This window comes from Methylosarcina fibrata AML-C10, assembly GCF_000372865.1.
GTDB lineage: Bacteria > Pseudomonadota > Gammaproteobacteria > Methylococcales > Methylomonadaceae > Methylosarcina > Methylosarcina fibrata.
In genome coordinates, this window is sequence record NZ_KB889965.1 from 595810 (window position 1) to 616429 (window position 20620).

General features: G+C 55.2%; 19 protein-coding genes. 10 read left to right on the plus strand and 9 right to left on the minus strand.

All coding sequences use genetic code 11. From position 1 onward, the window contains the following. Positions 1-41: 41 nt before the first annotated feature. From A3OW_RS0103010 to A3OW_RS0103035, 6 genes are all read right to left on the minus strand, one after another. Positions 42-467 (minus strand): restriction endonuclease subunit S, encoded by a 426-nt coding sequence (locus tag A3OW_RS0103010; protein ID WP_020561947.1) that lies wholly within the window; start codon positions 465-467, stop codon positions 42-44. Next, complete coding sequence (locus tag A3OW_RS0103015; protein WP_020561948.1) at positions 464-2068, minus strand: type I restriction-modification system subunit M; 1605 nt, start codon at positions 2066-2068, stop codon at positions 464-466. The genes A3OW_RS0103010 and A3OW_RS0103015 overlap by 4 nt, the downstream gene beginning before the upstream one ends. Before the next feature lie 99 nt (positions 2069-2167). Continuing rightward, positions 2168-2446: a c-type cytochrome gene (locus A3OW_RS0103020; RefSeq protein ID WP_020561949.1), complete on the minus strand. Its 279-nt coding sequence runs from the start codon at positions 2444-2446 to the stop codon at positions 2168-2170. Between the two features lie 9 nt (positions 2447-2455). Next, positions 2456-3691 (minus strand): molybdopterin-dependent oxidoreductase, encoded by a 1236-nt coding sequence (locus tag A3OW_RS0103025; RefSeq protein ID WP_020561950.1) that lies wholly within the window; start codon positions 3689-3691, stop codon positions 2456-2458. A 101-nt stretch (positions 3692-3792) separates the two neighbouring features. Beyond that, complete coding sequence (locus A3OW_RS0103030; protein WP_020561951.1) at positions 3793-4392, minus strand: NUDIX domain-containing protein; 600 nt, start codon at positions 4390-4392, stop codon at positions 3793-3795. Continuing rightward, positions 4376-5512, minus strand: a complete 1137-nt coding sequence (locus tag A3OW_RS0103035) for a PQQ-dependent sugar dehydrogenase (RefSeq protein WP_020561952.1) — start codon at positions 5510-5512, stop codon at positions 4376-4378. Before A3OW_RS0103035 ends, A3OW_RS0103030 begins: the two co-directional genes overlap by 17 nt. A 117-nt stretch (positions 5513-5629) precedes the next feature. On the opposite strand from A3OW_RS0103035, the gene htpX reads away from it, so the two are divergent. The 5 genes from htpX to A3OW_RS0103060 all read left to right on the plus strand — a co-directional run bounded on the left by htpX (position 5630) and on the right by A3OW_RS0103060 (position 11148). After that, on the plus strand, positions 5630-6505 hold the full coding sequence (htpX, locus tag A3OW_RS0103040; RefSeq protein ID WP_020561953.1) for a protease HtpX: 876 nt from the start codon (positions 5630-5632) through the stop codon (positions 6503-6505). A gap of 256 nt (positions 6506-6761) precedes the next feature. Continuing rightward, positions 6762-8237: a lipopolysaccharide biosynthesis protein gene (locus A3OW_RS0103045; protein WP_020561954.1), complete on the plus strand. Its 1476-nt coding sequence runs from the start codon at positions 6762-6764 to the stop codon at positions 8235-8237. 116 nt (positions 8238-8353) lie between these two features. Then, the gene (locus A3OW_RS0103050) at positions 8354-9418 is read left to right on the plus strand and encodes an AI-2E family transporter (protein ID WP_020561955.1); all 1065 of its coding nucleotides are present in this window, start codon (positions 8354-8356) and stop codon (positions 9416-9418) included. 183 nt (positions 9419-9601) lie between these two features. Beyond that, on the plus strand, positions 9602-10486 hold the full coding sequence (locus A3OW_RS0103055) for an OmpA family protein (protein WP_020561956.1): 885 nt from the start codon (positions 9602-9604) through the stop codon (positions 10484-10486). 212 nt (positions 10487-10698) lie between these two features. Next, a complete protein-coding gene (locus A3OW_RS0103060) occupies positions 10699-11148 on the plus strand; it encodes a hypothetical protein (protein ID WP_020561957.1) in 450 nt (149 codons plus the stop codon). A gap of 894 nt (positions 11149-12042) precedes the next feature. On the opposite strand, the gene A3OW_RS0103070 is transcribed toward A3OW_RS0103060, so the two are convergent. The 3 genes from A3OW_RS0103070 to speA are packed head-to-tail and all read right to left on the minus strand — an operon-like array spanning position 12043 to position 15592. Continuing rightward, positions 12043-12825, minus strand: coding sequence for an alpha/beta hydrolase (locus A3OW_RS0103070; RefSeq protein ID WP_232422322.1), 783 nt, complete (start codon positions 12823-12825; stop codon positions 12043-12045). Between the two features lie 50 nt (positions 12826-12875). After that, the gene (locus tag A3OW_RS0103075) at positions 12876-13754 is read right to left on the minus strand and encodes an NAD(P)-dependent oxidoreductase (RefSeq protein WP_020561960.1); all 879 of its coding nucleotides are present in this window, start codon (positions 13752-13754) and stop codon (positions 12876-12878) included. Further along, entirely contained in the window at positions 13751-15592 is a 1842-nt protein-coding gene (gene speA, locus A3OW_RS0103080) for a biosynthetic arginine decarboxylase (protein ID WP_020561961.1), read from the minus strand. The genes A3OW_RS0103075 and speA overlap by 4 nt, the downstream gene beginning before the upstream one ends. A gap of 81 nt (positions 15593-15673) precedes the next feature. On the opposite strand from speA, the gene speE reads away from it, so the two are divergent. The 5 genes from speE (at position 15674) to A3OW_RS28160 (ending at position 20473) form a co-directional block, all read left to right on the plus strand. Next, entirely contained in the window at positions 15674-16519 is an 846-nt protein-coding gene (speE, locus tag A3OW_RS0103085) for a polyamine aminopropyltransferase (protein ID WP_020561962.1), read from the plus strand. Positions 16520-16647: 128 nt separating this feature from the next. Further along, complete coding sequence (gene ubiK / locus A3OW_RS0103090) at positions 16648-16908, plus strand: ubiquinone biosynthesis accessory factor UbiK (protein ID WP_020561963.1); 261 nt, start codon at positions 16648-16650, stop codon at positions 16906-16908. Between the two features lie 81 nt (positions 16909-16989). Further along, on the plus strand, positions 16990-18498 hold the full coding sequence (locus tag A3OW_RS0103095) for a YifB family Mg chelatase-like AAA ATPase (protein ID WP_020561964.1): 1509 nt from the start codon (positions 16990-16992) through the stop codon (positions 18496-18498). Positions 18499-18751: 253 nt separating this feature from the next. Further along, positions 18752-20035: an IS4 family transposase gene (locus tag A3OW_RS26195; RefSeq protein WP_020561965.1), complete on the plus strand. Its 1284-nt coding sequence runs from the start codon at positions 18752-18754 to the stop codon at positions 20033-20035. A gap of 201 nt (positions 20036-20236) precedes the next feature. Further along, positions 20237-20473, plus strand: a complete 237-nt coding sequence (locus tag A3OW_RS28160; protein ID WP_020561966.1) for a 3'-5' exonuclease — start codon at positions 20237-20239, stop codon at positions 20471-20473. The last annotated feature ends 147 nt before the right edge of the window (positions 20474-20620 follow it).

The window sequence follows — 20620 nt, forward strand, 5'->3', positions numbered from 1 at the left end:
TTGTGTGATGTCTGTGTGTGCAACTACCAAATCCCCTTAGGTTACAATATGCTGATCTTTATATTTACCAGTGAATTCTTTGAAGCCATCGAGCCTAAATTTAATTTTGGCTGGACAGCACCGGTGATGTATTCATTCAAATCCAAATTTTTGAAGTAATAAACAATAATGTCACTAAGATAACCTTTTTTGCATTTTAGAATATGAGCATGATTATTTACCCAGAATTGACCGATTGCCTTAAATGCTATTGGGGTTTTTCTTGTTCTTAGATTTTCTCCGTCTTCAGAGACCAATACATATTCGCCATCAAAAATGTAATCATTTATATAATCAACAATACCAGATGCGCCGTAGTATGGAAAAACGCCTTGCCTTTTAGACCTTTCCATAGAGCTAAGCGGTATGCGTTTTTGATTTTGGATTTCTGCAAAATCTTCTATTTTAAACTCTTGCCACTCACTCATAGCTGCACCTTCGCCAGATTTTCAGCAATGGCTTTATTGAGCGCCGCTTCCTCCAGTAATTGCGCTTCAAACTCGGCTTTCAGGACGGCAAAGCGTTCCTTGAAATCGAAATCGTCTTCTTCATCGGGCAGTCCGACATAGCGCCCGGGGGGCAGGACGTAATCCAGTTCCTTGACGCGCTCGGTAGGAGTAGATGAGCAAAATCCTTTAATATCTTCATACTTGGTCGCTTCCGGCTTCCGGCCTCCCGCGACATTAGCACTTCCCTGTGCGTCACCTACGACGGTGGCCGCTCCCGACATCCTGTCTCCCGCGGCATTAATGCATCCCTGCACGTCACGCCAAGCGTGGTAGGTGTCGGCGATCTTTTGAATGTCCTCGTGCGAGAGTTCCCGGGTGCGGCGGTTAATCAGGTGCCCCATGTTGCGGGCATCGATGAACAGGATTTCATTTTTGCGCGGGTGTTCGCTCTCACCCCCTCTCCCTGAGGGAGAGGGGAGAGGGCGGGCACGGTTCATAAACCAGAGCGCCGCCGGAATCTGGGTGTTCAAAAACAACTTGGCGGGCAGGTTGACGATGCAATCGATCAGGTTGCCGTCGGCAATCAGAGCCTTGCGGATGTCTCCTTCACCGCTGGTTTTGCTGGTGAGCGCGCCTTTCGCCAGGACGATCCCCGCCTTGCCGGTCGGCGAGAGGTGATAAATGAAATGCTGCAACCAGGCGAAGTTCGCATTGCCCGTGGGCGGTGTGCCGTATTGCCAACGCCCGTCGGTGCGCAAGAGTTCGCCGCTCCAATCGCTGTCATTGAACGGCGGATTGACGATGATGAAATCGGCTTTCAGGTCCTTGTGGGCATCGTTCAGGAAGGAGCCTTCGTTGTTCCATCTGACTTGCGAGCTGTCGATGCCGCGAATGGCAAGGTTCATTTTCGCCAGCCGCCAGGTGGTCTGATTGCTTTCCTGCCCGTAAACCGAAATGTCGTCGATCTTGCCCTGATGCTCTTCGACAAAGCGCTCCGATTGCACGAACATGCCGCCCGATCCGCAGCAGGGATCGAGCACGCGGCCTTTATACGGTTCGAGCATCGCCACCAGTAATTCAACGATGCTGCGCGGCGTGTAGAACTGCCCGCCCTGCTTGCCTTCGGCGAGCGCGATATTGCCGACCAGATCAATCAGTCCGCCCAAATTGGTAGGATCGAGATTTTGCCGCGCATAGACTTTGGGCAAAACGCCCTTGAGCGAGGGATTGTCTTTTTCAATGGCATCCATCGCCTCATCGACAAACTTGCCGATATCCGGCTGTCTGGCTTTGGCCAGCAGGAATGACCAGCGCGCTTCAGACGGGACGAAGAAAACGTTTTCGGCTTTATATTCGTCCTTGTCTTCCGGATCCGCTCCGGCGTATTCGGCTTGTCCCGCTTGCAGCTTGGCGAAATGATCCTCGAACGAATCGGAAATGTATTTGAGGAAGATCAGGCCCAATACCACGTGCTTGTATTCGGCGGCATCGATATTTTTTCTGAGCTTGTCGGCGGCCTTCCAGAGTTGTTTTTCGAGCGCTTCTTCTTTGCTGTCTTTAGCTGATTTAGCCTTGGCCATGTCGGTTGTGGATTCCTTGTTTCGGCAGTGGGTGTTTTTTGTGGAAAATGATTATACGGTATTTTCCAAGCCCTGCCGTCCTCAGTACGCAAGCCCAATCTACTTGCCGTACTGTCGCTCCAGATAATCCACGATCGGCGCCACGTCTTCCGGCGGGACCTGTGCGCCCATGGCGTGGATCATTTTGTCGACGGTTTTTTCCCAGCCTTTCCGGTCCAGGAAGGCCGAGTTCATCGGAATGTAATCGAGGCTGTGGCAGACGGCGCAGTGAGCGCTGACCAGCTCCTTGCCGGGGCCTTCCTTCAGTTGGATATCGCTTTCATCGGCGAAGGCGATTTTTGTAATCACCATGCCTAACAATATGACCCACAGTTTCACGGCGGCCTCCTAGACAATGACCAGTTCGAGAGTCTGTATGCGGTTGTGATGATACCCCGCGGGATTGGGAACCGGATCGATCGGCTGCATCGCTCCGGCTCGGTTGGTGGCTCTTACCATCAGTTTTAAGGCGCCTTTGGGTTGTTCGGATTGAAACTCGTAATGCCATTGCCGCCAGGAAAACCGGCCGTAATCTTCCTGGAGATCGGCTCGCCGCCAGGACTTGCCCTGATCGACGGAGATTTCGACCCGGTCGATGCCGTGTCCGCCGTCCCAGGCGATGCCTTTCACTTTGATCGGCTGTCCTGAATTGAAAGACTGGCCGTTTTCGATGTTGGTGACCAGCGAGTTGACCAGGATGTCGGTAATCGGCGTGGTGGTTTCGGAGGACTGCGAGTCAAACTCCCGCGGCACCGGAAAAGCGCCTTTGGGAACGCGGTAAGCGGTTTTCATCCAGAAGCCGTCGAACGGCGCGGAAACAACGCGGAGAGAAGACAGGTGTTTCATCCAGTAGGTCGCGGTCCAGCCCGGCACCACCAGTCGGGCCGGAAAGCCGTGCCAATGGGGCAGGGGCGCGCCGTTCATCTCGAAGGCTATCAGAGTGTTTTCATCGAGCGCTTTCCATAGCGGCAGGCTTTTCGCGAAATCGGGCAGCTTGGCGGTCAGACCGGCATCGGCACCGTTCGCGACGACTTCCAGCGCATCTTTTTTAACCCCCGCCTTATTGAGCACGTCCTTGAGCCGGACGCCGCGCCACCTCGCATTGCCCATCGCGCCGTAGCCCCACTGGATGCCCGGCACGTGAGGCTGCACCAATCCTCTTCGGTTGCCGGCGCATTGGTTTACTGCCGCGATCTCGACCTGTTCGAAGTTCCGCTTCAGATCGTGCAGGGTCAATTCGATGGGACCCGCAACCGAATCGCCGCCAATCTGCAATTTCCATTCCCGCGCATTCATTTCCGGAATGGAAGCCATGTGGTAGCGGACGAAAAAAGCTTCGTTCGGCGTGAAAACCTCGTTGAAATAGCTTAAAGGCGTCTCGAAATTCGGCGGACGAAACGTGCGCTTGATCAGCGGGACTTTATCCGGCAGCGCCGCCAGCAGGGCGGATTCGCGAGCGCCCGACGGCAATTCGGCCGGATCCCGAACGATCGGCCCGGCCAGGACGAGATGGGAGAGAAAGCTGCTGCCGGCTCCGGCCGTTGCCGCCGCGGTCACTTTTCTTAAAAATTCTCTTCGGTTCATTCCCGTTACCTCGCTTGGTTATTGTTATTTTCCGTTGCCGGTGGGAAAGCTTAGCCGTTGGCGTGCAACAAGGCGGATCCGGATGACGTCTCCGTGCCCGATTATTTCAGCCACGTCCGTTTCAATTTCTCCCGGTTCAAAGCCAGCCACTGAAGGGCGATGATCGGGATCGCGGAGACGAATTCCCCGTTTTCCAGCATTCGATACGCCTCGTCGAAAGACACCGCCCGGACTAGTATGTCCTCGTGTTCGTGATCCAGCCCGTGAATGCCGCCTACCGATGTGCAGTCGACCTTGCCGCAGAATAAGGTGATGCTTTCGGCGCAGGCGCCGGGCGTCGTATAAAATTCGCCGACCACCATGAGTTCCTGAATCCGGCAGCCCGCTTCCTCCAGCGATTCGCGGTAGGCGACTTCCTCGGCGGATTCGCCTTCCTCGATCGCGCCGGCCACGATTTCGACGAGCCAGGCCTGGTCCGGCTGCATCAGCGCCCCGACCCGGAACTGCTCGATCAACACCACCTGGTCGGCGTGGGGATCGTAGAGCAGGACGGCGACGCAACGGCCGCGCACGAACAGCTCGCGTTCGAGTTCGGCGCTCCAGCCGCCGCCGAACAGCGTATGCCTGAGGCGATATTTTTCCAGGCGAAAAAATCCGGAGTAAGCGATTTCCTTGTCAAAAATTTCAATCTGTTTTTGCATGCGAGCCTTTGTATTGCACCTTGTAAATGACGCCCAATTGATCGTCGCTGATCAACAGGCTGCCGTCCGGCAAGTCCAGGACGTCGACCGGCCGCCCCAGTACCTCTTCCTTGCCGGTGAGCCAGCCGCTGATGAACACTTCGTCGGAGATCGCCTTGTCTTTGTCGAATTTTACCACGGCGATCCGGTAACCGTCCGGCACGGAGCGGTTCCAGGAGCCGTGCTGGGCGACAAACAGTTGATTATGATATTGTTCCGGAAACTGCCGTCCCCGGTAAAAACGGATGCCCAAGGCGGCCACGTGCGCCTTGAACTTCCATGCCGGCGGCTTAAACTCGCTGCATTTTTTCTCCTTGCCGTATTCGGGATCGGAAACGTCGTCGCCGTGGCAGTAGGGATAGCCGAAATGGTCGCCGACAGCGGACCAGCGGTTCAACTCGTCGGGCGGCTGGTCGTCGCCCAGCCAGTCGCGGCCGTTATCGCTGAAAAACAAAGCGCCGGTTTCGGGCTGCCAGTCGAAACCCACGGTGTTCCGGATGCCTTGAGCGATGATTTCGAAATCGCTGCCGTCGGCATTGACTCTGACCAGCGAGGCATACACCGGCTTTTCCGGCCGACAGATGTTGCAGGGCGCGCCGACGCCGAAATACAGTTTGTTGTCCGGTCCGAAACGCAGGTATTTCCAGCCGTGATGCTTGTCCGAAGGCAGCTTGTCGAAAACGGTCACCGGCTTGGGCGGGTTATCGAGTTTTTGCGTAATTTGATCGTAGCGGAGGATGCGATTGACTTCGGCCACGTACAGCGAGCCGTTCCTGAAAGCGACGCCGTTGGGCATATAGAGTTCTTTCGCGATGACGTACCGGCTTTCGGCGACGCCGTCGCCATCCTGGTCCCGAACCGCGTAGACTTTGCCGTCGGTGCCGGTGCCGACGAACAAGACGCCGTTATCGCCCAGCGCCAGGCTGCGGGCCTGGGGCACGTTGTCGGCGTAAACCGAAATCGAGAATCCGTCGGGCAACCTAAGTTGTTTAAGGATGTCCTGCGGATTTTTTTTCTCGGCGCAGGCAATGCAGGTCTGCAGGACAAAGACAAGAAAAACGCTCAATTTTGCGATTTGCATGATCAGGCCCTCGTTCAGTAAACTTTGTTTTATCTTAACACTCTGAGGAGTATTGATTTAATAAATTCAATCCCTATATCGGCCATGACCTAAATTTTATTCGATGAAGGCAATCACATGATGCGTATATTTCTTTTTCTGGCGACCAATGCCGCCATACTCGTAGTTATCAGCATTGTATTCAATCTTTTGGGACTCAGCGGCGTCCTCGACGCGAACGGCGTCAACCTGAACCTGAACGCTCTGCTGATCATGTCGGCCGTCATCGGCATGACCGGCTCGTTCATTTCGCTGCTCATGTCGAAGTGGTCGGCGAAAAATGCGATGGGCGTGCACGTGATCGATCGCCCTGACAACCAGACCGAGCGGTGGCTGGTCGATACCGTCGCCAAACTGGCCCGGGAAGCCGGCATCGGCATGCCGGAAGTCGGGGTTTTCCAAGCGCCCGAAGCCAACGCCTTTGCGACCGGCATGAACAAAAACAGCGCGCTGGTCGCGGTCAGTACCGGTTTGCTGCAGACGATGAACGCCGATGAGGTTGAGGCTGTCCTCGGCCATGAAATCAGCCACGTCGCCAACGGCGACATGGTCACGATGGCGTTGATGCAGGGCGTGGTCAACACCTTCGTGTATTTTTTCGCGACAATCATCGGCCACGTGGTCGACCGCGCCGTCTTCAAAAGCGAGCGGGATTATGGTCCGGCTTATTACGTGACCCAGCTCGTCGCGCAAATCGTGTTGGGCATTCTGGCTTCGATGCTGGTGATGTGGTTCTCCCGTTACCGGGAATTCAGAGCCGATGCCGGCGGCGCCCGCCTGGCCGGACGCGACAAGATGATCGGCGCCTTGCGTGCCCTGCAGCGGGCTCACGAGCCTCAGGCCTTGCCGGGCCAGTTCGCCGCGTTCGGCATCAATGGCGACGGGGTCATGCGCCTGTTCATGAGCCATCCGCCGCTGGCGGAACGCATCGCCGCGCTGCAAAACAGCCGTTAATCCGGTCCGGTAAAAAGCCGGACAGAGGTCTCTCTGTCCGGCTTTTTTGCAATTTATTCCACATCATTCGCGATGGATGCGCTTCGTTTATTTGGCCTATGGCTTGCTCTTATTGCCCACTCCGTATCCTGGCCGATTCCTGTTGGGCCGGGTGTTCTCTGCCTCGGCAATTCTCCTTAAATCGCCCGGTTTAGGTATAATTCCGGTTTTGCGCCGGAATGGCTCCGGTCTCCTCGAATCAAGGCTCGCACCGTCCATGGGAATACTTCGAAAATTGGCATCGCAAACGGCGATTTATGGAATCAGCAGTATTTTCGGGCGTTTTCTCAACTATCTTCTGGTGCCGCTGTACACCTATTCCTTCAGCCCGGCGGAATACGGGGTCGTATCCGAGTTTTACGCTTACGCCGGTTTTTTTTCGGTGCTCTTGCTGTTCGGCTTCGAGACCGGTTATTTCCGCTTCCGCAGCAAGGACAATCCGGGCAGGGACAAGGCCTATTCGACTGCGCTCTGGTTCATTCTGCTGGTCAACCTGGGTTTCTTTCTGTTCATCCGGCTGATCAATCCGAAGCTGTCGGCCGCTTTGCATTATGCTCACCATCCGGAATACGTTCTCTGGTTTGCCATTATTCTGTGCCTCGATGCGGTCTCTTCGATTCCTTTCGCCCGGCTGCGGGCGGAGAACAGAGCGGTGCGCTTCGCTTCGATCAAAGTGACCGAGATTCTGGTCACCGTCGGCTTCAGCCTGTTTTTCATTCTGTATTGCCCGAAAGCCTACCAGGAAAATTCTTCTTCGTGGATTTCGCTGGTTTACGATCCCACCATTGGTTTGGGATATATTTTCATCGCCAACCTGATCGCCACCGGGGTTAAATTTCTGCTGCTTCTGCCGCAATTAAAAGGGATGATTTGGGGATTCGACCGGGCCTTGTTCGTCCGGATGCTGCGCTATTCGCTGCCGATGGTTGTGATCGGCTTCGCCGGCATCATCAATGAAATGCTGGACCGGGCCTTGCTGAAATATCTATTGCCTTACGACGTCAAGACCAATCTGAAAATGCTGGGCATCTACAGCGCCTGTTACAAGCTGTCGATCTTGATGTCGCTGTTCATCCAGGCGTTCCGCTATGCCGCCGAGCCTTTTTTCTTCGCTTATGCAGACAAGAGCGATGCGCGCCGGGTCTACGCCGACGTGCTCGAATATTTCGTCATTTTCTGCATGTTCATCTTTCTTCTGGTGACTCTGTACATCGATTTTTTCAAATATTTCATCGGCGCCGAGTTCCGCTCGGGGCTCGACGTGGTGCCCATTCTGCTGATGGCCAATCTGTTTCTCGGCATCTACGTCAATCTGTCGATCTGGTATAAACTGACCGACCGCACCTTGATGGGCGCCTGGGTGTCGCTGGGAGGCGCCGTACTGACGATCCTGCTCAACCTGTACTGGATTCCGTTGCTGGGTTATCGAGGTTCGGCGTGGGCGACGCTGGCCTGTTATGCCGGCATGGCGTTGGTTTCCTACCTGTTGGGACGGAAATATTACCCGGTCGCCTACGACGTCAAGCGCATTCTCGGCTATATCGTTTGGGGAGTGAGTCTCTATCTGGCCCGGGAAAAATGGCTGTGGATTCTGGATTGGCAGCCCTGGGTGACTGCCAGTGCGCTGATGTCGGTCTATCTCTTGACCGTTTTATTGTTCGAAAGGCGCCGGTTGGCCGCAAGAGCACGTTAGTCATGAGCGGCATCTTGATCTCTGCAATCTTTTATGCCCGGCCGGCGCCGGGTCTTCCCTGGGCAAGATCGTGACGGTCAGGGGCGAAATTTCATCTTCATAATTTCATCGGTTTTATGGAAAACAAAACGGAAGTTCGATCCCGCCTCGCCGCCAGTGTTGTTCTGGTGCTGCTCGGCGGCTGGGTGTTGCACAGCTTTCTTGCTTTGCTGATTTGGGCCGTGGTCATTGCCATCATTACCTGGCCGCTTTATCAGCGGCTATTGGCAGGGAAGCAGTTTCGGCATAACGTCACCTGGACCGCTTTGGGACTTACGCTGGCGATCGGCGCCATCTTTCTGGCGCCGTTGGGCTATGGTTTGAGCCGTCTATTGCAGGAGATGCAGTCGCTGGGGCGATTTCTGAGCGAAGCTCAGCAGGTGGGCATCCCGCCGCCCGCCTGGCTGGAAACCCTGCCGTTCGCAGGGCAATGGGCTAAAAACGTCTGGCTGGACATTCTAGGGAGTCCGGACGCGGCCAATAATACTTTGCACTGGCTCGGCACCGGCACTGCGCTGGGTTACAGCAAGGCTTTCGCCAGCCAGATACTGCACCGTTTCTTCGGTTTTCTGATCACGTTGCTGGTTCTGTTTTTTGTTTACCGGCACGGCGAGGGGCTGGGCCAAAAAGTGCTGGAGACCAGCAGGAACTTATTCGGCGAAGTCGGCATCCATTATGTATTGCATGCGATTGTTGCCGTTCGCGCCACGGTCAACGGCCTGGTTCTGGTAGGGCTGGGAGAAGGGTTATTGCTCGGGATCGGTTATGCAGTGGCCGGGCTCGGTCATCCGGCCCTGCTGGGCGCTTTGACCGGAATTCTGGCGATGATTCCGTTTGCGGCCAAATTGATTTTCGGCGGTTGCGCACTGGTGTTATTGGCCGAAGGTCATCTGGCCGCCGGCATGGGCTTGTTGATTTTCGGCCTGGCCGTCATCCTGGTTGCGGATAATTACGTACGTCCTGCCTTGATCGGCGGCGCGGTCAAACTGCCTTTTATCTGGACTCTGCTCGGAATTTTCGGCGGCCTTGAAAATTTCGGCTTGCTGGGCCTGTTTCTGGGGCCGACATTGATGGCCGTGCTGATGTCGATCTGGCGAGACTGGACTCTCGACCTGTCCAGGCAGGAAGCTGTCGATAAATAACAAGCCGTAAGGAAAACCGGTCCGTTCAGAGTATGTTAAGATTTGTTCCTTATGATGAGCGTCACTTATTACGACGAACAAAAATTTTTAGTTAGTCCGGATTATTTAACCCTGAAACTTATCGCTGGATGAGTTTGTGTCGGCTTCGCCAGAAGCCATTAACCGTAACAAGGCCTTAAAATGATGAAAAAAACTGTATTAGTGACTGGAATCGCTTCGATTCTTTTAACAGCCTGCGTTACCGATCCTTATACCGGCCAATCCACTATCGGCAATACGGCAAAAGGAGCGGGTTTGGGTGCGTTGGGCGGAGCTGCCCTGGGAACGGCCTTCGGCGGCAACGATCTGAAAAATGCCGGCTGGGGCGCGTTGGCCGGAGGTGCCCTGGGCGCGGCGGTCGGAGCTTACATGGATCACCAGCAGAAACAGATGGAGCAATCCTTGCAGGGGACCGGCATTGAAGTGCAAAGAACCGCGGAAAATACGCTGAACCTGAACATGCCGAGCAGCATTACCTTCGCCTTCGACTCCGCCACATTGACGCCTCAGGCGCAGTCGGCGTTAAATTCGGTGGCCAGTATTCTGAATCAGTATCCGGAATCGAAAATCACGGTCACCGGGCACACCGACGATATCGGCTCGGACAGTTACAACCAGCGGTTATCCGAACAGCGGGCGGCCAGCGTAGCCGGCTATCTGGCGCAGCAGGGCGTCAACTCCGCCCGTTTGAGCCAGCAGGGAATGGGCGAAAGGATGCCGAAATATCCGAATACCGACGAGGCTAACCGGGCGCAGAATCGCCGCGTCGAACTGGCGATCGTGGCCAACAATAATGCCGGAGCGCAGCAACAGGGATATCCTCAGCAACAAGGCTACCCGCAGCAGCAAGGATATCCGCAACAACAGGGCTATCCTCAGCAGCAAGGATATCCTCAACAAGGCTATCCGCAACAACAAAGCTATCCTCAGCAAGGATATCCTCAGCAAGGATATCCTCAACAAAGTTATCCTCAGCAACAGGGTTATCCGCAACAGCAATATCAACAGCCTTACGGTTATCCTCGATAGCCTTTGAAACAGACGGTGGGTTGACAGAGCGAACCCGCCGTCTATAAAGAAGAATCGGTATGGGATTGGCGAAGCAGACTGTTCTTCGTGTTGTCGGACAGTCAGAGTATCCGGCTATCAAAACTTCGTCCTGCGCCAGTTAGGCGAATTCATGCGGTAATCGCTTTCCGTTGCTTTATCGGGAGGCGAATAAGACATTCGAGGAGGCGCTCATGAGTTTAATCAACACCTTCCGGTTTCTCAGTATTTTGTTCACCGCGGTGGCGATGTCCGCCGGTTTTGCGCATTTGTTCGAGCTTCCCCACAAGATCGGTTTGTCCCGTGAGGACTACCTGATCGTTCAGCAGATTTATCGGGGCTGGGCTTTGCTCGGAATCGCCGTTATCGGTGCGCTCGTTTCCACGCTGGCGCTTTCCTTTCTGGTGCGGGAAGAGTCCGTTGCGTTTTATTTGACGCTGACCGCTGCGCTATGCATTGCGTTTAGCCTTATCGTGTTTTTCACGTTCACTTACCCTGCCAACCAGCAAACAATGAACTGGACCCGGTTGCCCGAGAACTGGCTGGAGCTTCGCCGGCAATGGGAATATTCGCATGCGGCCGGTGCCGGCTTCTATTTCCTTGCGTTCGTCGCGCTGACGATTTCGCTGCTGCTGAAGAAATAAAAATCGCCCCCGAATTTTCATTAGAGCATTTTCGGTTCGCGTGTGGTCCCTGCGTAGGGGCGAATTCATTCGCCTGGATTGGGCACCCAAGGCGAATGAATTCGCCCCTACAAGCGATATGAAAATGCTCTAGCGATCTGCTGAGTTAAGTTTGCAGGCCAGTACGCTATTTCATTGGCCATGGTAGGCCGGATAAGCTTGTTCTGTCGAAAGGGAAGCGCATCCGGGTCTAATAACCATGAAGTCGCTGGCATCGTCTGGAAGAGTAGGTTGATTATGTTTTTTAGGAAGCGATCGCCAGAAAATCGGCAATCGTTGCGGTTATTTTTCGCGATCCGGCTGGGCTAAAGAAAGAATTTACCGCAAAATAATGGCTTAAGGTTCTGTCGTTTTTTCACAAAAAATAACAACCCGGTCACATTTCTAAGGATACGCGGCTTTAAATCTGTTGAAAAGCCCGCTGTGCATTCCGGCAGCTCCCCAAATATTGTTGTAAACGTGCTACAGATGCAATTGTTGTGGGTTTGCAACGCTTGATCGATAAGCGGATCGTAAAATCGTTAAATGGTAATTTTTCCTTTCTTAAGATTTTCTTAAAACACTTGTTTTGCCGACTTTTTAAGTGGATTATTGTCCCACGGATTCAGCTTTTTATTCAGGTTACTCATCATGAAAGTCATCAAAATAATGCTTTTAATGGCGTCTTTTTTTGCAATTGCGGGAGCCGCCGTGTTTCAATTATTCGTCTTAATGACAAGTAAATTGTCAGCCCAGCACGATACTAACCGTCATACTCTCGGGGCAAGCTAAATCGTTTTGTCCGGCTTGTGTTTTTCTGTACCGGACAATGCAAAAGTAAAGATCCGAGGAGGTATAAAATGACAAACGGAGCGGTTAACGATCGAGAAACTGCATGGCTTCCCGCCACCAGGGATTCCAGGAGGCAAGGGGCAGCGTATTATGACCGGCGTGCTCAAAACGCCAAAGCCGTTTCCGCCCCGCCAAAGCCTCGTACAACGCCATCGTAGACCGATTGGGGATGATTTCATCCCGTTCGGCCAGAATGACGGCAGTGCTTCCGTTAAAATCTTCAAGATTTTTTAGGTTGTCGAATTTATCCTTGAGCAGCCATTTGGCGAAGAAAAACCAGTAATGGTGCTGCGCCACGTTCGCCATCGAATCGAAAGGCGTGATCAGCAGTAATCCTTTGACCGGCACCTCTTTCGAAGCGACAATGCCGGAAACGACGCCGCTTCCCAATGATTCACCGCACAGAAACAGAGGATCCCTGAATTCCTGCCACGCTTTTTTTGCGGTGGTAATCCCGTCCCTGATCAATTCCGCTTCGGAGAGAATACCCTTTCGGGCGCCGTAGCCGGGGTATTCGGCCACCATCACCCGATAGCCGAGGCGTTCCAAGGCCTCGATGTAGTACGTCCTGTGCATGGCCGATCCGGCATTGCCGTGAAACACGACCACGGTGCCTTTGGCGGAGGCTACCTGTGTCCGGCTGACGACGGCGCGGTTTTCTTCGTCCGTCGGCCAGGATTTCAGGTTCAGGCTGGCCAGTATTTGCCGATGCTGCTTGGGACCGTGCCGTTCGGGAAAATAGATCATTTTGCGTTGCAGCAAAAAGACCGCGAGCAGTATCAGCAAGTAGATCAGCAATAGGGACATCAAACGGTTTCCGAGCATTGCAGCCATCGAATCCGAACAGCAAACAGGATTCAGTTTTCTCCGGATGCCTTCGCCGCCGGTTTTTTCAGCCGGTACAGAGCCGAAATATCTTCGTCGCCGTAGCCTTGCGCCATCAGTTTTTGATAATCGGCTACGGTCACATCCGCCAGGGGAATGGAGATGCCGGCCTGCCTTGCCATTTCCTGGCAAATTTTCAAATCCTTGTGGTGCAACGCGAGTTTGAAGCCGGGAGCGAAAACGCCGCGCGTCATGGTCAGTCCGCGGCGGTCCAGAAACCAGTTGCCGGCGGCGCCGCCCGAGACGACCTCGATCACTTTTTCCATCGGCAAGCCTTGCGCTTCGGCGAATGCCAGAGCTTCGGTGACCGCCTCGTTAATGCCGGCGCACAGGATCTGATTGACCGCTTTGGTAGCCTGTCCCGCCCCGGTTTCGCCCATATGAGCGATACGGGAGCACATGGTTTCCAGCACCGGCCGCGCTTTTTCCAGCGTTTCGGCGGAGCCGCCGACCATCATCGCCAGGGTCCCGTTCCGGGCGCCTTCGACGCCGCCCGATACCGGCGCATCGAGAAAATCAACCCGATGTTCGGCCAGAAGCGCGGCGGCCGTTTTTGCGGTGAAGCGGCTGACCGTGGACATGTCGACCACGATCGAGCCGGGCTTCAAGGCTTTTGCGATGGCGTTGATCACACCGAGCAGATCGTCGTCCGCCGACACGCAGATTAATACGATATCCATGTCGGCCGCCAGTAAGGCCGGCCGTTCATAGGCAGGTACGTTCAGTTCCCCGGCCAGGCTATGCGCCTTGGCGGCGGTGCGGTTGTACAAGCCTGAAAGCAGGCCGGCTTGGGCGATGTTGCGGGCCATGCCGGTACCCATGCCGCCCAGTCCGATGAAACCGGTTTTCATGTTTTCTCCAGATAAGTATAGGCGGTGAGCCCTGCGATCAGCTCTTCTTCGTATTCCTGCCGCTGCTGGGCGCTGAGTGCACTGTTAGCCAGTTTTTCGCGGTAGGCTGCTTTCAATTCCTCGCTGCTGATATGGACGTAATCGAGCAGATCGGAGACGTGTTCTCCTTCCTGGAAATCATAAAAGTGGTAGCCGTTCTCGTCCAGTTCGATGTTGATCGAATGCGTATCGCCGAACAGGTTGTGCATGTCGCCCAGGATTTCCTGATACGCGCCGAGCATGAAAAAACCGATCAGGTAAGGCTGCGTCAGATCGATGGCATGCACCGGCAGGGTCTTTTCGAGATTCCGGCCGTCGATGTACTGGTCGATGCGGCCGTCCGAATCGCAGGTCAGATCCTGCAGCACGGCGCGCCGGATCGGTGGTTCGTTCAGCCGATGAATCGGCATGATCGGAAAGATCTGGTCGATGCCCCAGATGTCCGGCATCGACTGGAACAGGGAAAAATTGCAAAAGACCTTGTCGGCCAGTTTTTCGTTCAGCTCCTGCAGGATGGCGGCTTCATTCTGATTGTTCGGATTCAATTTCGACTGGATTTGCCGGCAGAGCAGGGCGTACCGGTTTTCGGCGTCGGCCAGTTCGGTGATGTTCAGCTTGTCCTGGGCAAAGCGGGCCCGCGCTTCGGCCAGGGTGAACTGGGCGTCGTGATAATGTTCGACCGGGTTTTGTTTGTCCTCGAGATCCGGCAGCCCGGCATCGCTGCTGTAGACCGTTTCGACGTCGGTAACGTTGGTGATCAGAACGGCGTGATGGGCCGTCATCGCCCGGCCGGATTCGGTGATGACGTCGGGCTGCGGCACGCCTTTTTCCGCACAGATTTCCGCAAAGCTGCGGACGATGTTCTGGGCATATTCGTCCACGCTGTAGTTCATCGACGAGTCGCGCCGCGAACGGCTGCCGTCGTAGTCGACGCCGAGGCCGCCACCGGCGTCGACGATCCGGACCGGAGCGCCCAGACGGTGCAGCTCGACGTAAAACTGGCCGGCTTCCTTTAACGCGATCTTGATGTCGTGAATGTTGGCGATCTGCGAGCCCATGTGAAAATGCATCAGATTCAACGTGTCAAGCAGGTCGGTTGCCTTCAGGCGCCGGAGCAGTTGCAGCACTTCGTGGGCGTGCAGGCCGAATTTGGATTTTTCGCCGCCGCTGTTCTGCCATTTTCCGGCGCTGATGCTCGATAGCCGAACCCTGAGGCCGAGTTGTGGCCTGATGTTGAGACGAGCCGATTCTTCGATGATCAGCTCCAGTTCCTGCGGTTTTTCGATGACCAGATACAAATCCAGGCCCATTTTCAGTCCGATCAGCGCCAGCCGGATGTAGGCCCTGTCCTTATAGCCGTTGCAGACCACGACGCCCTGATTCGACAACGCCATGATCGCCAGAAGCTCCGGTTTGCTGCCGGCTTCGAGGCCGATGTTGCGGGCTGCCAGAATGCCTTCCACCACCTGGCGCTGCTGGTTGACCTTGATCGGATAAACCGGCGTGTAGCGCCCCCGGTAATGGTGTTTGTCGCAGGCCTTCTGGAAAGCCTGCTGCAGGCGCATGACCCGGTCTTTCAAAATATCGGTGAAGCGCACCAGCACGGGCAGGGAAAGATTCTTGTCGTGCAAAGAATGGGCGATTTCGAACAGATCGAGCTCGACGGCTTTATCCGAGCTGGGTTTTACGCTGACGTGGCCGTCGGCGTTGATCGAAAAATAGCCCTCGCCCCATAAACGGATGGCATAAGTTTCCGCCGAGTCTTCGATGGTCCAGTGTTGGGTCTGACTTAAGTTCAAAATGATCTCCGTTGTAACGTGATTTTCCGAATTCTAATATAATGTAGCGAACTTCATCCTTTTATTTTTCAGGACCAGTCCATGAATGAAACTCAGTGGTTTACCGAGGAAGTCCCAGGGGCCGAATCGGCTTTTTCGTTAAAATATAAGAAAAAGCTGCACGAAGAACAATCCGAATTTCAGCACATCGAAATCTATGAAACCGAAGGTTTCGGCAATTTGATGGTGATCGACGGCTGCACCATGGTATCGACTCGTGACAATTTCTTTTATCACGAAATGATGAGTCACCCGGTGCTCTTTACCCATCCCGATCCCAAACGGGTCTGGATCATCGGCGGCGGCGATTGCGGCACCTTGAAGGAAGTGCTCAAACACCGTTCGGTAGAGCAGGCGGTGCAGATCGATATCGACGAGCGGGTGACCCGCCTGGCCGAGATTTATTTTCCCGAATTGTGCGAATCGAACAACGATCCTAGGGCCGAACTGAAATTTATCGACGGCATCAAGTGGGTCAAGGACGCAGCCCCGAATTCGGTCGACATCATCATCGTCGACAGCACCGACCCGATCGGGCCGGCCGAAGGGCTGTTCAACGAAGCGTTTTACCACGATTGTTTTGCCTGTTTGTCGGAACACGGCATGCTGGTGCAGCAAAGCGAGTCGGCCTTGTATCACATGAAACTGATCGGCGAGATGCGCCATGCGATGAGTTCGGCGGGATTCGCTCATCTGCAGACGTTGTTTTTCCCGCAATGCATCTATCCTTCCGGCTGGTGGAGCGCAACGATTGCCGGTAAAACCAGTCTCAATCAATTCCGGGAACTGGACTCGGCCGACAAACGATTCGATACGACCTACTATAATGTCGATATCCATCGCGCGGCCCTGGCTCAGCCCGAATTTTTCAAGCGGGCCATCGCTTGAGATAAAAAGCCGAGGCTGCCGGAGCGTATGTTTCGAGCCGAACCCGGGCCGGATCAAGGAAAGGTCCGGCATTTACCCTTTGGCCGGGTTGCCGTATCCGGCCCTTTTATTTGATAGAGAGATTTCCGATGTTTGATCCCAAATCGATAGACGACATTGCCGGCCGCCTGGCCGGAGCAATCCCTCCGGGCCTCAACAGCCTCAAAGAGGACCTTGAAAAAAATTTCCGCGCCATTCTGCAAAGCGCGCTGGGCAAATTGGACCTGGTAACTCGAGAGGAATTCGAAGTGCAGAAAATGGTGCTGGCCAAGACCCGCGCCAAGCTGGAAGACCTGGAACAACGGGTCGCTCAAATGGAGCAGCAGATCCTGACCAAGGAAGACGTTTAATTTCCTGGAGAGGCAGGATGCAGGGATAAGTTTTAACAAGGAAGAATTCAACGTGCCCGTTCAACATTCTGACCTTTTCTCATGTCGCTAGCGGTAGTTTACAGCCGGGGCCGTTCCGGCATCGACGCGCCTCTGGTCACGGTCGAAGTGCATGTCGCCAACGGTTTGCCGGCGCTGAATATCGTCGGCCTGCCGGAAACCGCGGTCAAGGAAAGCAAGGACCGGGTGCGCGGCGCCATCCTGAACTCCCGCTTCGAGTTTCCGGCTCAGCGCATCACTGTCAATCTGGCGCCCGCCGATCTGCCGAAAGAAGGCGGCCGCTTCGATCTGGCCATTGCACTCGGCATTCTCGCGGCGTCCGGCCAGATTCCGAATGTTCATCTGGATCAATACGAGTGTATCGGCGAACTCTCCCTGGGCGGCCAATTGCGCCCGATCAGCGGCGCCCTGCCGGTCGCGATCCAGACCCGGAACCAGCGGCGCAAGCTGATTCTGCCTCGCGAAAACCGGGAAGAAGCGGCTCTTGTGAAAGAGAGCGCGCTGATTCCTGCCGGGCATCTGCTGGAGGTTTGCGCCCATCTTTCGGGACAGCGGCCGATCGAGGCCGAGTATCGGCAGACCGAGCAGCCTCTGCCGGAGGCCGACCTCGATTTTACCGACGTCCACGGTCAGTATCAGATCAAGCGGGCATTCGAAATCGCCGCCGCCGGGGCTCATAACATCCTGATGATGGGCCCTCCGGGCACCGGCAAGTCGATGTTGGCGGCGCGCCTGCCGACCATTCTTCCCCAACTAACCGAAGAGCAGGCTCAGGAAACCGCGGCCATCGCTTCGATCAGCGATCAGGGACTGGACGTGGCCCGTTGGCTGAAGCCGCCTTTCCGGGCGCCGCATCATACCGCCTCGGCTGCGGCGTTGGTCGGCGGCGGCAGCAATCCCAGGCCGGGAGAAATCTCGTTGGCGCATAACGGCACTTTGTTTCTGGACGAACTGCCGGAGTTCGACCGGAAAGTGCTCGAAGTCTTGCGCGAACCTCTCGAAACCGGCCATATCACCATTTCCAGGGCCACTCGGCAGGCCGACTTTCCGGCGAGATTTCAATTGGTGGCGGCGATGAATCCTTGTCCCTGCGGTTATCTCGGTGATGCTTCCGGCCGCTGTCATTGCACGTCGGAACAGGTGGCCCGTTATCGGGCGCGCATCTCCGGCCCTTTGCTGGACCGCATCGACATGCATCTGGAAGTGCCGAGAATCCCCATGGAAATCCTGCGCAAAGGATCGGCCCAGGGCGAGGAAAGCAGCGCCGTCATTCGCGAGCGCGTAGTGGCCGCAAGAAATCTTGCCCTGGTCCGAAGCGGCAAGGCCAACGCCGCGCTGAATGCCAAAGAAGTCAAGCTGTTCTGCCGTCTGTCCGAACCGGGGCATCAATTGCTGGAACAGGCCATGGAAAAATTCGGCCTGTCGCACAGAGCCTACCACCGCATTTTAAAACTGGCGAGAACCATCGCCGATCTGGCGCATTCGGAAGCCATTGACATCACTCATCTTAGCGAAGCCATCGGCTACCGCAAACTGGATCGTCGGGCGTGAGGGGAGAGCGGCCGGGATCTTTGGCCAATTTCTGGTGCTTAGGATAGGGTCACAAATCACTTTCCGGAATCTGAGTGGTTCCGAAGCGCACGATGGTTGCTCTCCGCTTTGACAAGAGGGGCGGGGGAGATTTTTTTTAACAAATAATGAGAAATCCCCCGGCTTTGCCGCACTGCCATTAAGTTAAGCAACCTTTGGGAGCGGTAAAGGTCGTAGAAGGATTTGGAGGCCGTCATGGACAAAAAAGCAGGCGTTGAACCGGAGCCGAGAGAAAATCAGCGATGAGGTTTTCAAGCGGCGGCACTCGGCGACGGACCGAGCCTTCACCCGGTTGCGCAGCTTGCCTTTCAGTTTAGTGCTGGTAATGGTGCTCCGGAACAGTGTGAAGGCCCTCCAGAACGTGGTGAACGAGGTCATGGCGTGGTTGGAGCAGTGCCCGGTGACTGCCAGCGCGTACTCACAAGCCCGCTACAAATTCAAACATACGGCTTTCATCGAACTGAACGAGGAAGCCGTGGTGCGGGCGATGTATGGAAGCAACTATCTGACGTTCTGGGGGATGCGCATTCTGGCTGTGGACGGTTCCCGCCTGATCCTGCCGAACACCGAAGAGGTCAGGCAAGCGTTCGGAACACTCCCCCACACGAATGGCCGGGACGCGGGACGGCTTGGGGAACATCCCTACGCCACGGCGTCGGTGCTGTTTGATGTTCTGAATCGCGTGGCGTTGGACGCGACGCTGGGATGCGCTAAGGCCTACGAAGTAGATCTCGCCGTGGCGCACCTGCCCCATACCCGCCCAGGCGACCTTCTGATCATGGACCGGAATTGTGCATCCTACCGGATGCTCGCGGAGTTCGTCCATCGCGGACGTGATTTCGTGATCCGCTGTTCTGCGGCCTCATTCGGGCCTGCGCAAAGGATGATGAGAGGAGAAGGGCCTGACAGCCAGATCGTCACGCTGGTTCCGTGCGCTGCGCAAGCGGGTCCGGTTCGCCAGCTTGGCCTGCCCGCATCCATCAAGGCGAGGTTTGTGCGCGTCCTGCTGAATACGGGTGAGTGGGAGGTGCTGGTCACCTCCTTGCTCGACGAAATCCGATATTCCACGACAGAATTTCGGTCGCTCTATGCCTGGCGTTGGGGGATTGAAACATTTTACGGCTTGCTTAAAACCCGGCTGGAATTGGAGAACTTCACGGGTAACGGCGCCGAGGCCGTGCGTCAGGACTTCCACGCCACCATTTACCTGTCCGGCTTGGAATCCATCCTGACCGAACCGGCCCAAGCCCGCTTGGACGCGAGGACAACCCGTTATCCACAAGCCGTGAACCGCTCGGTCTCCTTCAATGCCATCAAGATGGCCGCTCTGGAATTGCTCTCCAGTGATCTCAACTTGGAGCCGCTGCTGGAACGGTTGACTCAGTTATTCCAGACCAGCCCCGTAACGGTCCGGCCAGACCGTTCCCCTCCGCGCCGGAAGCCTTCCGACCGCGTTTCGCTGAATTTCCATAAGCGCAAGAAAAAGCACGGTTTATAGGACTGGCAAACCTTAACTTAATGACAGTGCGGCAGAGCCGGGGGATTTCTCATTATTTGTTAAACCCTACGAAATCGGGGTGTTTGTCCGCTCTGAAAACGAATTAGATAGAGCAATCGCCGCAGTTGAACAATCAAAACTCCTTTCAAAGTCCTGGATGAGCATGTCGAAACGGTCAGCGGTTATGCTTCGGTTTGCACCATGCCTCTCGCCAAAGGGTTGGAGTTTCGAGCGGTTGTGGTGATGGCCTGCGACGATGAAGTTATACCGTCGCAAAAGCGTATCGAAACGGTTGCCGACGACGCCGACCTCGAAGAAGTTTATAACACCGAGCGGCATTTACTCTATGTAGCATGTACTCGGGCGAGAGATCATTTGCTGGTGACCAGTGGTGACGTTCCTTCCGAATTTCTGGATGATTTCTGTCAAGTGAATTGACGTTCTGCAGATCTTAGTTGTTTTTTAAGCTGATATCCATCACCACGAAATCCGACGAACGGTTCTCAATTGAGCGGCATAATGGATGTAAGCTGGCGTGAGCTCGGGATGAAAATGCTGGAGCTTCCGCCCGGAGTCCGGCTTTAG